Origin of the sequence: Arthrobacter sp. 179, from assembly GCF_052379645.1 — a bacterium.
GTDB lineage: Bacteria > Actinomycetota > Actinomycetes > Actinomycetales > Micrococcaceae > Arthrobacter_H.
The window spans coordinates 36,940-48,525 of record NZ_JBQSYU010000013.1 but is presented as its reverse complement, the minus strand read 5'-3'; the positions used below and the strand labels follow the sequence as shown (position 1 = coordinate 48,525).

Annotated in this window: 12 protein-coding genes; 4 read left to right on the top strand and 8 right to left on the bottom strand. The window is 66.9% G+C overall.

The genetic code is table 11. The annotated features are described in order from the left end of the window. Nucleotides 1–98 precede the first annotated feature (98 nt). A complete protein-coding gene (locus ACT3UE_RS09535) occupies nucleotides 99–776 on the top strand; it encodes a class I SAM-dependent methyltransferase (protein WP_444566615.1) in 678 nt (225 codons plus the stop codon). Here ACT3UE_RS09535 and ACT3UE_RS09530 read toward each other — a convergent pair. Next, the gene (locus tag ACT3UE_RS09530; protein ID WP_443348183.1) at nucleotides 758–1,384 is read right to left on the bottom strand and encodes a CDP-alcohol phosphatidyltransferase family protein; all 627 of its coding nucleotides are present in this window, start codon (nucleotides 1,382–1,384) and stop codon (nucleotides 758–760) included. The two genes, ACT3UE_RS09535 and ACT3UE_RS09530, sit on opposite strands and share 19 nt — an antisense overlap. Next, nucleotides 1,377–2,033 carry a TVP38/TMEM64 family protein gene (locus ACT3UE_RS09525; protein ID WP_443384046.1) on the bottom strand — a complete coding sequence of 219 codons (657 nt, stop codon included), beginning with the start codon at nucleotides 2,031–2,033 and terminating at the stop codon, nucleotides 1,377–1,379. Before ACT3UE_RS09525 ends, ACT3UE_RS09530 begins: the two co-directional genes overlap by 8 nt. A gap of 107 nt (nucleotides 2,034–2,140) precedes the next feature. On the opposite strand from ACT3UE_RS09525, the gene ACT3UE_RS09520 reads away from it, so the two are divergent. Both ACT3UE_RS09520 and ACT3UE_RS09515 read left to right on the top strand, forming a co-directional pair. Then, entirely contained in the window at nucleotides 2,141–2,428 is a 288-nt protein-coding gene (locus ACT3UE_RS09520) for a YrhK family protein (protein ID WP_443384045.1), read from the top strand. A gap of 33 nt (nucleotides 2,429–2,461) precedes the next feature. Next, nucleotides 2,462–3,139 (top strand): haloacid dehalogenase type II, encoded by a 678-nt coding sequence (locus ACT3UE_RS09515; protein ID WP_444554203.1) that lies wholly within the window; start codon nucleotides 2,462–2,464, stop codon nucleotides 3,137–3,139. Between the two features lie 22 nt (nucleotides 3,140–3,161). On the opposite strand, the gene ACT3UE_RS09510 is transcribed toward ACT3UE_RS09515, so the two are convergent. From ACT3UE_RS09510 to ACT3UE_RS09490, 5 genes are all read right to left on the bottom strand, one after another. Next, nucleotides 3,162–4,280 (bottom strand): ABC transporter ATP-binding protein, encoded by a 1,119-nt coding sequence (locus ACT3UE_RS09510; protein WP_444566614.1) that lies wholly within the window; start codon nucleotides 4,278–4,280, stop codon nucleotides 3,162–3,164. Then, nucleotides 4,277–5,134: an ABC transporter permease gene (locus ACT3UE_RS09505; RefSeq protein ID WP_444554205.1), complete on the bottom strand. Its 858-nt coding sequence runs from the start codon at nucleotides 5,132–5,134 to the stop codon at nucleotides 4,277–4,279. The genes ACT3UE_RS09510 and ACT3UE_RS09505 overlap by 4 nt, the downstream gene beginning before the upstream one ends. After that, on the bottom strand, nucleotides 5,125–5,955 hold the full coding sequence (locus ACT3UE_RS09500; protein ID WP_444566613.1) for an ABC transporter permease: 831 nt from the start codon (nucleotides 5,953–5,955) through the stop codon (nucleotides 5,125–5,127). Before ACT3UE_RS09500 ends, ACT3UE_RS09505 begins: the two co-directional genes overlap by 10 nt. Then, nucleotides 5,945–7,183, bottom strand: a complete 1,239-nt coding sequence (locus tag ACT3UE_RS09495; RefSeq protein ID WP_443348175.1) for an ABC transporter substrate-binding protein — start codon at nucleotides 7,181–7,183, stop codon at nucleotides 5,945–5,947. The genes ACT3UE_RS09500 and ACT3UE_RS09495 overlap by 11 nt, the downstream gene beginning before the upstream one ends. 65 nt (nucleotides 7,184–7,248) lie before the next feature. Next, on the bottom strand, nucleotides 7,249–8,037 hold the full coding sequence (locus ACT3UE_RS09490) for a Crp/Fnr family transcriptional regulator (protein ID WP_444554208.1): 789 nt from the start codon (nucleotides 8,035–8,037) through the stop codon (nucleotides 7,249–7,251). Nucleotides 8,038–8,334: 297 nt separating this feature from the next. Here ACT3UE_RS09490 and ACT3UE_RS09485 point away from each other — a divergent pair, with 297 nt between their 5' ends. Continuing rightward, nucleotides 8,335–9,780 (top strand): dihydrolipoyl dehydrogenase family protein, encoded by a 1,446-nt coding sequence (locus ACT3UE_RS09485; protein WP_444566612.1) that lies wholly within the window; start codon nucleotides 8,335–8,337, stop codon nucleotides 9,778–9,780. A 39-nt stretch (nucleotides 9,781–9,819) separates the two neighbouring features. Here ACT3UE_RS09485 and ACT3UE_RS09480 read toward each other — a convergent pair whose 3' ends face one another. Next, a complete protein-coding gene (locus ACT3UE_RS09480) occupies nucleotides 9,820–11,358 on the bottom strand; it encodes an AMP-binding protein (protein WP_444566611.1) in 1,539 nt (512 codons plus the stop codon). Between the last annotated feature and the right edge of the window lie 228 nt (nucleotides 11,359–11,586).

The following is an 11,586-nucleotide window of genomic DNA, read 5'->3' as shown; positions in this document are numbered from 1 at the left end:
GTCTCGTGGATCCTCTCCCTGGTCTTCGAGCATTGCCCCTGCCCCCTCCGGGTGGGCTGGCCACCCGTCGCCCGCATCCCCCGACGCGACGAGCTGATATGCCGGACAAATACACCAGGTTCGCCCCGTTCTACGACGCCCTCTCCGGGGAATGGCCGGTCTACCGGGCCGGTCGGGTCCGCGGAATCCGCGCCCTGCAACCGGCACCGGGCGATCAGATCCTCGATATCGGTTGCGGCACCGGATTGAACTTCGCCTCATTGCAGGCCGGGATCGGGAAGACCGGACGCATCGTGGGCATCGACAGCAGCGCGGCGATGCTCCGGCAGGCACGTCGCAGAGTGCAAGCCCGGGGGTGGACCAACGTGGCGCTGATCCAGGCCGATGCCCAAACCATGACCGCCGCCGAGCTGTCCTCAACGCTGCGCCACCAGGGGGCCCGCCCGCATTCGGCGAAGGCCCTGGCCACCTATTCCTTATCGCTGATGCCTCACTGGCAGACGGCCTTCGACCACGTGTGCTCGACGTTGGTACCCGGCGGGACCATCTGCGTCGTTGATATGCAGCGCCCTCTCGGGGCGGCCCGTGCGCTGGGCTGGCTGGCGGAGGCCGCCTGCCGGCTCGGTGGTTCCGATATCACCGCCCACCCCTGGACCGCCGTGGAGGAGCAATGCACCGACGTCGTCCCCGACCAGGCCCGTGGGGGCCATCTACAGATCCGCGCCGGAAGGATTCCCCTGCCGACCGGGAACAGGAGTCACCCCAGCGAACGGTAACCACGGATGATTCGTTCCGTGGCACTGAGGCAGACCAGGCCAGCCCACACCGCGGCGATCTGCCACGCCACCATCGGGAAGACCAGCCACAACACATGCACCACGATGGTTTCCGTCCCTTCTGTTAACCCCGAGATAAAGGACAAGGAGCGGCCATCGTCAATGCGCCGGCCGGTCTTCTCGGCAATCGAGGAGAAGGCCAGGAAGGCGGTGCCGTTGATGTAGTAGGCGAAGACCACCAGCAGGAAGGGCAACCAGGGGGCGCCGAAGGCCTCCGTGGCACCCCATCCGACGCCGATGACGGTGGCCCCGTAGACCACGAAGTCGGCACAGATATCCCAAAAGCCGCCCTGCCCGGTGTCTTCGGCACCGGTCCGCGCGCGACGAATCCGTGCCAGCGGTCCGTCCAGCCCGTCGGCCAGCCGGCACAGGAGCCAGGCCAGGAGTGCTGGAGTCCACCATTGAGCCGCAGCGAACCCGGCCGAGGCCAAGCCGAGGACCAGGTTCAGGCCGGTCAGCCGGTCCGGGGTGATCCAAGGGACGTCCAGCCGCCGTGCTGTCCGGTCCGCGAGACCGGCACTGAACTGGCGTAGTCGTGCGTCAAACATGAGGTTTCCGTTCCTTCCGGTGCTTCCAAGCCGCGAACAGGACCCCACCCAGGATCAGGACGCCCAGGACCGCCGCGGCCAGCTCCAATTGCCATCCGGGGTCGGTGCCATAGGCGCCCAGCGTGACGTACGCGGCGGTTCCGGGCAGGATGCCCAACGCCGTCCCCAAGAAATACGATCCCCAGCTGATCGAGGTCAGGCCCGCCGCATAGTTGATGGCCGTGAACGGCAGCACCGGGACCAGCCGGAGGCCGATCACCGACAGCGTGCCCCGGCGCCTGAGGGCATCATCAACGCGGCGGACCCGGGTTCCGGTGAACTTTTCCACGGCGTCCCGGCCCAGCCAGCGGCCCAGCCAGAAAGCGCCCGCGGCACCCAGCATCGCCCCGCCATAGACCAAGCCGATTCCCGCCCAGAAACCAAAGACCAGGCCCGCGGCCACCGAGAGAACACTTTTGGGCACCGGCGACAAGGTCAGTGCCGCATACCCGAGCACGAACACGCTCATTCCCCACCCCCCGGTCCCGCGCAACGAGGTCCGCAGCTCCTCCACCCCCGGCAGGGGAAGGCGCAGGACCAGCACGGACAGGATCGCCAGCAAAACCACCAGTACTGTCAACCGGACCAGGGCACGACGCCGACCGTTCATGCCTTGCACCGCTCGGCCAGGGGCCCCTCGGCAATCCACGCCCCGGGAGGATAATGGTCCACAGCCGGCCCGCCGGGCCGGACCCCACCGAGAATCAGGAGATTGTCGTGCTCTTCACCACCGACCACCAGCATCGAAGCGGCCAACACAGCCGACTCTCCGCCCGCTTCGAAATCGCCTACACGACCGTCGATTTCCTGGCAGCGGTCTTGTTCATCGTCGGCAGCATCTTCTTCTTCCGGGAGTCGACGACGATCCTGGCCACCTGGCTTTTCCTCGTCGGTTCCGTGTGCTTCGCACTCAAACCCACCTTGCGTCTGATCCGTGAGATCAAGCTCGTCCGGCTGGATGAACTCCAGGGCCTGACCGGCACCACGGATCAGGGCACCAGCTAACCGCATCCCCTCAAGAACCCAGTCGGAGGAACCATGAACGACCGTTTGCCCGTCATCGTTTTCGATGTGAACGAGACCCTGTCCGATATGTCGGTGCTGGGGTGGAGCTTCGAGCAGCTCGGAGCCCCCGCCGCGCTGGCCGATCAGTGGTTCGCCCGGCTGCTGCGGGATGGTTTCGCGCTGGCCGCCGCCGGCGACAACGCCGATTTCGCCGTCCTGGGACGCGGAAACCTGCACGCACTGTTCGACCGTCTTGATCTCTCCTGTCCCACGGCGGTGGCCGTGGAGACCATCATGGAGACCCTCTCCGGTCTCGGGTTGCACGCGGATGTCGCCGACGGGGTGAAAGCTCTGCATGAGGCCGGCCATCGCCTGGTCACGCTCAGCAACGGCGCCGCCACCCTGGCCGAATCGATGATCTCGGCCGCCGGCCTGCGCGGGTATTTCGACCTTGTGCTCTCGGTCGCCCAGGCCCCGGCGTGGAAGCCCGCTGCGGCAGCATACGCTTATGCCGCTTCCGCCTGTGCCGCGGATCCGGCGGACCTGCTGCTGGTGGCGGTGCATCCCTGGGACGTCCATGGCGCGGCGCGGGCCGGCCTGCGCACCGCCTGGCTCAATCGGGACGGCACCAGCTACCCCGGACATTTTATTGCCCCGGAGCTGACCATCACCCGGCTGACGGATCTTCCACGGGCGCTGGTATCGCGCTGAGGGCGTCGGTGGTCCGCCGCGCCTAGACATGGTCGGTGACCAGCTGATCGATGGCGTCGCCCGTTGCGTTGGGAGTGGAACCCGTGGTCGTCGCGGTCGGTTCCTCGGGTAGGACCCAGAGCGCCGAACGCGGAATCTGCAACCGCACCGGCGTCCCCTGCGCCACCGGCAGCGCCCAGGGGGCTTCGGCGTGGAGCAGCTGTCCGCCGACCTGCACGGTGAGTATCCGTCTGGCCCCCTGTGGCTTCACGGCACTGACGATCGCCGGTATTCCGGGGCCGTCGACGCCACTGACCATGATGCTTTCCTGCCGAAAAATCAGGGTTCCCGGCCCGGAGGCACCGGCAGCGTCCTCCGGCAACGCCAAGCTTCCCAGCTCCGATTCATGCCGACCGCCGCGGACCGTGCCCGGGACCTCGTTGAGGCCACCCATCAGCCGGTTGACCTCGAGGGATACCGGACGGGTGTAGATCTCCTGGACGGCGGCATGTTGCAAGAGGCACCCGTTCCCGAGCAGGGCAACGCGTTCGGCGACGGCAACGGCCTCGTCTCGGTCGTGGGTGACCAGCAGCAGGGTCGGGGAAAGTTGGCGACGCACCTCGGCCAGCAAATCGTGCATGCTGGTCCGCAGCCCGGGGTCCGGAGCGCTGAAGGGCTCATCGAGGAGGAGCAGGCCCGGCCGAGCGGCCAGGGCGCGGGCCAGGGCCACCCGCTGTTGTTGTCCCCCGGAGAGCTCGGTGGCACGCCGATTTCCCAAGTCACCGAGCTGGACGACGTCCAGGAAGTCCGCGGCGTCGCGGCGGGCCTCTCGGCGGGGGACACCGCGCACCCGTGCGGCGAAGGCAACGTTGTCCAGGACGTTCAAATGGGGAAAGAGCAACGGGCGTTGGGACACCAGGGAAATGCCGCGCTGTTCGGGCCGGATCGGGGCGAGGTCCGTGCCCCCGAGCACGACCCGGCCGGCATCGGGGACCTCAAGTCCGGCCACCGAGCGCAGCAACGTGCTCTTACCCGACCCCGAGGGGCCCAAGACCGCTGTGCAGGAACCAGCACGGACCTCCAGGCTGATGCCTGCCAAGGCCGGGCGGACGGTACCGGGAAAGGTGGTGATCAGGTCTTCGATGACCAGTGTTGCACTCATGAGCGGACTCCCAGACGTCGACGGGTGTGGATTGCCGCTCCCAGCAACAGGACCAGCGGAGGCAGGACGGCGGTGACCGACAGCACCGAGAGCATCGCATCATTGCCGGTTCCGGCAGCGGCCGAGGCCACCAGCAGGGGGACGGTCACCAGCGTGCCGCCGCCCACCAGCAAGGTGACCACATAATCGCTCCACCCCACCAGGAAGGCCAGAAAGGCAGCACGCATGAGGGCGGGAGCCAGTAATGGCAGGTGCACCCGGCTCAGCACGCGCCACCGGGAGGCGCCGAGCATACGTGCTTCATCCTCGAAGCCGCACTCATAGGCGCCGTAGGCCACCCGCAGGGTGAACGTCGTATAGGGCAAGGCATAAACGGCAAGAACCAGAACGATGCCGAACATCGGCGGAAGATGCAAGCGTAGGAACAGCACGTTCAGCCCGAAGGCGGCGGCAAAGGGTGGCAGGGCCAACGGCGCGAACACCAGGGCACTGAGGAACCCTGCGCCGTGCGGACGGTGGAACGCGAAGGCCCGCGCCGCCAGCAGGCCCATCGGGGTGGCCACCGCCATGACCGCCAGCGCCACGCCCAAGGAACGCCCAAAGGCGGGCACCGCCCCCTGCGCCAGGGCCTCCTGTACTGCCCCGGTCCCCCATTCCTGGGGCAGGATGCCCGGAAAGGACCAGCGCTCGGCGAAGAACCACAGAGCCAAGGGCAGCAGGGGGGCCAGGAACCAGACGGTCATGGCCAGCACCAGCAGCCACCTTCCCCAACGCCCGAGCCGTCGTGAAGCGAATAGGCCGTTGCGCGTCGCCTCCTTCCGGGACTCGGCGGGGGCGGGGAGGATCACTGCCATAGCGGCACCCGGCGCAGCGCCAGCGCGGCGAGGCCCGCGGCTCCCAGGGCGACGATGGTCGTGACCACGGCCAGTGCCGCCGCTTCGGGACGTGAGGACAATGAGGCCGAGCTGAAGAGCCGCAGGGCCATGACCGGTAGCGGTTCGGGGTAGGGCCGGCCCAGCAGCCAAGCCACTTCATAGGATCCGAAAACGTAGACGAAGACGATCGTTGCCGAAACTCCCAGGGCGGGCAGGCTCAGCGGGACCAGGACATGGCGCAGGCGCCGCAATCGGCCGGCGCCCAAGAGCGCGGCCGTTTCGTCGTAGGCGGTGGCCCGGGTCAGGAGGACACCGGTCACGACGAGGGCGACGAACGCCGATTCCTTCCAGCTATAGGCCGCGATGACCGCGATCCAGGCGGGCCCGCCCACCAGTTCGGGCCAGGAGTCGGCGCCGAAGATCCGGGCGAGGAAGCCCGCATCCCCGAGCAGCAGCCCCATTGAGGCGGCACCGACCAGATGCGGAAACGGGATGCTCCAGGTCGAGACCATGGCGATCAGGCGCCCGCCGAAACGTCCGCGCATCACCAACATGGCCGTGACGAAACCGAAGATCACGGCGATCAGTGTCGAAGCTGCGGCGATGCCGAAGGACAGTGCGACGGCCGATGGCAGGTCGGGGGCCACCGTGAGATAGGCGCTGGAGTTCAGCGTGGGCGGCCCCGCAAAGGGCAGCAAGCCCAGGCTTTGCATCAGGGCCGCCAGTAGACCGCCGACCACGACGAAGAAGCTGATCACCGTTGCCGGAAGCACCAGCAGGGTCGCCTTTCTATTTCCCACCGAGCAGCTCCCGGCGCCATCCCTGGTCAAGTTCGCTGACCCACTCGGCAGATAATTCGGGGTTGGCCTTGCGGGAGAGGACCTCGTAGGCAGGAACCACACTCGAGGTGGGCAGCGCCTCGAAGAGCTGCTGCTGCCGATGGTCCAACCTCTCCGCGGAGACGACGGGGAACTGGCCCCAGATGCGCGGGTCCGCCTTGGTGGCCTGTTGCTCGGCCGAGAGGGCGATATTGGCGACCACCATGGCGCCTGCCTGGTTCCCCGAGGTGGCGGGGACGGCCAGGAAGCTGGCGTTGCCCAGGGTGCCGCCGTCGAGTTCCAACACCGTGGTTTGCGGCGGGTAGGTACCGTCCTTGACCAGCTTCGTCAGCGTTGCGGGGCCGTAGGTCATGGTGAAGTCGACTTGTCCGTCGGCGAAGAGCGCATTGAGTTCCTCCCCGCTTTTGGGGTAGGTCCGTCCCTCGCGCCATAACGCGGGGGCCACTTCCGACATCGCGTCGAAGAGCGCGGGAGTGAGGTCCTCATAGGCGGAGCGGTCGAAGGCCAGGGGCACGTTCTCATATCCTCCGGAGACCGAGTTGAGGACCTGGCGGGTGAAGACCGATCCGGTGAAATCGGGAGGTGCCGGATACGTGAATCGTCCGGGGTTCTTTCGCGCCCATTGCAACAGCTCTGCGATGGATCCCGGCGGGCGCTCGACGGTGGCCGCGTTGTAGACCACCGTGAACTGGGCCTTGTTCCACGGTGCCTCGCAGTCTTCGACCGGGGTGCCGAAATCGTTCGTCAGCAGCGGGTCCTGGGGCGCCGTCAGTGCCATGTTCGGCAGCAGCGAGGTCCACCCGCAGGCCCAAGCCCCTGCCTGTTTGCCGGTGCCGAAGTTATCGCCATTGACCCACACCAGGTCAACGGCCCCGTCAGTGGTACCAGCCTGGACCTCGCTGAGCACCCGGTTCATGGCGTCCTTGGTGTCCGCCACCGGTACCCGCTCGAGCTTCACGCCGACTTCGGCGGCCGCTGGGACCAGATGCTGGTCGATGTAGGTGTTGCCCTGCTGATCACCGCCGTACATCCACAACTTCACGGTCTGGCCACGTGCCTGGTCACTGACCTGGGCCCAATCGTCGAACGTCCGGGCCGTGGGAGCGGCGCCAGAGCAGGCCGAGAGCCCGGCGACGGTACCGGTCATAACGGCGGCGGCCAGAAACTTTCGGCGGCTCCAGGAGCTCATGTCTTTCATTCGGAGCAGCTGTCCTTTTCGGATGGGGCACGGTGGGCGGGCTTGCGGTCCGGCGTCTACATCACGCCGCGGGCGGCACGGTCCAGCCGGGGTCGGTCAAGAAGGCTCAGCCGCCCCCGTCCCTGGCGCAGAATCCCGCCGGCGGCGAATTCGGACATGATCTTGCTGGTCGCCTCCCGGGAGGCACCGAGCAATCCAGCCAGTTGTTCGTGTGTCAAACGAATGGTCCGGTGCTGGCCGAAACGCGGTGGCCCGGTGGCGTCGTCGAGTTTGAGCAGCGTGGAGGCCACTTGTGCCGAGAGCGGCAGCAGTGCCAGATCGGTGAGCCGTTGCTCCAGTCTGGCCACCTGTTCGCCGAGCAAACGTGATACGCGGACGGCGATGCGGGGGTCAGCCAGCAGTTGTCCCTCGACCTGGCCGACGCTGAGCGTGCAGACCTTCGAGGTCTCGATTGCTTCCGCGTAGTTGTCATACATGCGCTGGCCCACCAGCAGCATTTCACCGAACACCGCGCCTGGTTCCAGGATGGCCATCGTCAGCGCCTTGCCGTCCTCGGCGACGCGGAAGATCCTCACCCGACCGGATTTGAGCACGAAGAGCTCCATCGCCGGTTCACCGGGGCTGAACAGCACTGTGCCCCGATCATAGGTCCGTGGGGGAAGCATGCGGTCCATGGCAGCAATTTCAGCGGCCGAAAGGTCGGCGAAGAGATCGACCTCGCGCAGGCAACTGAAGTGTTCGTAGAGCTCGGGCACTAGTGGTTCGGCCTCTCGTTGGCGTGGTGCCCACGGGCGCAGATCGCCCGGAACGGCTGCCGTCATTTCGAGCGAGCAGTTATCGGTCATGGTCGCACCTCGAACGAACGCCCGGCAACGCGGGGGTTGATGTCAGCGTCCGGGGATTGCCCCGCGGTGTCAGTCAGCAGGAGGCGCCCGCAAGGCGCTGAGGCTCTGCCCTGACGTTCTGGCGCTGTTGCCCGCATGGGGTCCATCCATTCTCGGAGTCGTTGGTGCGTCCTCGATTGCCTCACGCTAGACGCCGCGGACCGTGGTGTTCAGTGAACTGGACTACACAACGTCATGCTGCAGGCCCGCTACCGGATTCCTGCTGGTTCAGGCACCGGCGGCCGTACTATTCCAATCATGGAACGCTTCGAAAATCTGGATATGTCACCCAAGGATCGAACCATCGAGTTCCTGGTGGTTGGTGGAGGCTCGGCGGGGATCGTCGGCGCGAAGACCGCTGCCGGTTTCGGCGTCAAAACGCTCCTCGTGGAGCGTGCGCGTCCCGGAGGAGACTGCCTGTACACCGGATGTGTCCCCTCGAAGACCTTGCTTTCCTCTGCCGAGGAATCGGTGCAGGGCCACCGCTCGGGCGGGCAGCGCCTGGAATTCGGCACGGCGCGCGAACGGATCGCTGCGGCAATCGCCACGATCGAACCGGGAGATACCCCGGAGGCATTGGGGGCCGCGGGCGTCGAGGTCATGCAGGGAACACTGGTGTTCCGCGGTCCCGGCCGGGCCGACGTCGATGGGCGAACCATCCGCTTTCGGCAGGCCCTACTGGCCACCGGCAGCGCGCCTTCCGCTCCGCTGATTCCGGGCCTCGATCCGTGCCTGACAGTGACCTCTGACAGCATCTGGGATGTCACCGAGCTGCCGGATCGGTTGGTCGTCGTGGGAGGCGGACCCATCGCTTGTGAAATCGGTCAGGCCTTCGCCCGACTCGGATCTGCCGTGACCCTGGTGGTCCGCTCGCGCCTGCTGCCCAAGGAAGACCTCGAGGCAGCGGATATCCTGCGCCGGAGCCTGCAGGACGACGGGACACGGATCCTGGAGGAGGCGGCCATCACCGAAGCCACCGGTGGTCCCGACGATGCCACTTTGCATTTGGACACCGGAGAAGACGTCGTCGCCCACCTGGTGCTCCTGGCCACCGGCCGCAGCCCCCGGACCTCCGGACTCGGGCTGGAAACCATCGGCGTGAAGCTGGATACGCGCGGACACGTTCTCACCGATGCCACCTTGCGCACCTCGAACCCGCTCATTCGTGCCGCGGGCGATATCACCGCCTACGAGGACTTCACCCACGTGGCGGGCTTGCACGGGAGCGTCGCTGCCTCCAATGCGGCGCTGGGCCTGCGCCGCAGGATCCCCGCCGTCGTGCCCCGCGTCACCTTCACCTCACCCGAAGTCGCAGCCGTCGGACGCGGCGCCGCGTCCCAACCCGGTGACCGGGTGCATACCAGCTGGCATGGCGAACTCGATCGGGCCATCACCGCCGGCCAGACGCAGGGTTATACGCAGGTCGTCGTGGATCGGCGGGGCAAGCTCGTCGGAGGGACCATCGTGGGGCCCCGGGCCGGGGACACCCTGGCCGAGCTGACCTTGGCGGTGCACTCCAGACTGAGTGCCTCGGAGGTTGCCGGGACGATCCATCCGTATCCGACCTATTCCGAGGCGCTACGCGACGCGGCACTCGAGGATGTCCAGGCCCGGTTGGCTGCCCCGCCGATGAGCTTGGCCACCGGCCTCCTGGCCCGGGTTCGTCGGGCGTGGATAGCCAAAAACCCCGGACGGAACAGGTAACCCGCTGTACCCCTGCCCCACCGGTCGTTCGCTGCGTCCTTACTCCTTGGAGTATTGGGCGACGAGTTCGCGTTTGAGGATCTTGCCGCTGGGTCCGACCGGGAACTCGGAGACGATCTGCACTATCCGCGGGTACTTATAGGCTGCCACCCCGTCCTTGGCGTAGGCGCGGATGTCGTCGGCGGTGAGCTTGCTACCCGGGACCAACGAGACCGCTGCCGCGACCTCCTGGCCGTGGGTTGCATCCTCCACGCCGAAGACGGCAACGCTGTCGATGTCTGGATGTTCCATCAGGAACTCCTCCACCTCGCGTGGATACACGTTGTAGCCGTTGCGCAGGATCATTTCCTTCTTGCGGTCCATGATCCGCAGGATGCCGTCGTCGTCCTTGGTCCCCAGGTCTCCGGTACGGAACCAGCCGTCGACGACCGCTTCTGCGGTGGCCTCGGGGCGGTTGAGGTAGCCGGAAAAGAGGTTGTGTCCGCGGACCACGAACTCGCCCAGCTCTCCGCGGGGCAGGAATTCGATGGATTCGGCCACCTCGGGACGGGCGACCTCGATATCCACACCCCAGATGGCCTTGCCGACACTGCCGGGAACCGGCACGTCGCCCACGTGGTTGAAGGCGGCCACCGGTGAGGTCTCGGTCAGCCCCCAGCCCTCATGGACCGGTGCGCCGAAGGCCTCCTCGAAGTTGTGCAGTGCTGCCACCGACAACGCGGAGCCGCCGGACACTGCGTAACGCAGTTTGGCCGGCTTCTCCGGGCGGTCCCGATGAGCCTGGAGCAGTCCCATGTACATGGTGGGCACCCCGCAGAAGATATCCACGTCGTTGTCCAGCAGCAGATCCAAGGCGGCGGCCGGGGTGAACTTGGGCAGCAGCATGATCTCCGCTCCGGCGCGGAGCCCGGCATTGAGCACCACGGTCTGTCCGAAGGTGTGAAACAGCGGCAATCCGCCGAAGACGCGGTCCCCCTCGCGGTAGTCGAAGGTGCTGGTCAGCAGCACATTGACCTGCTCCAGGAGGGCGAAGTGGCAGCCCAATGCCCCCTTGGGTTTGCCGGTGGTGCCCGAGGTGTAGAGGATCGTCGCGTTGTCGTCGGGGCGCATCGGCAGGTAGGTGTCGATGGGTGTTGCCTGACCCGCGAGGTCTTCGAGGCGGTCCGGCCCCTCGCCTTCCGGGGCGAGAACGGTCACCACATCGACGTCGGATGCCGCGGCGGCCTTCGCACCTTCACCGAGCAGCGGGGCCGCACAGACCAGCAGGGAGGCCTCGGCGTCGTTGAGGATGTATTCGATTTCGTGGCGCTTCAAGAGGGCGTGCACGGGCACGACGGTCGCGCCCAGGGCCAGCACCGCATAGTAGGTGCGGGCGAAGTCGATGACGTTGGGGATCAATACGGCCACCCGGGAGCCGGGGCCGATGCCACGATCACGCAGCGCACCGGCGTAGGCGCGGGTCTGGTCCCATAGCTGCGCATAGCTCACGGTTTCCCCCGCCAACGTCATGGCCGGGCGGTCGCCGAAGCGTTGGGCGGATTCCGCGACGATGGCGGCAACTGACAGGGTGGCGAACATTGCCGCTCCTCGACTCGTGGGATATGTCACATCAGTGTGTAATGAAACCGAGGCCCACGTCAAGAAACTCCGTTCCACGCCGCCCCCGGAACCATCCGGTGGACGACGATCGCTCGAGGCGCCCATGGTGGGTGGCGGGGCGGAATGCCGGACGAAGGGTGGCCTGCACCACCGGCGCCCCCTGGCAGACCGATGGCCGCAGACTACTGCGACGAGTCTGCGGCCATC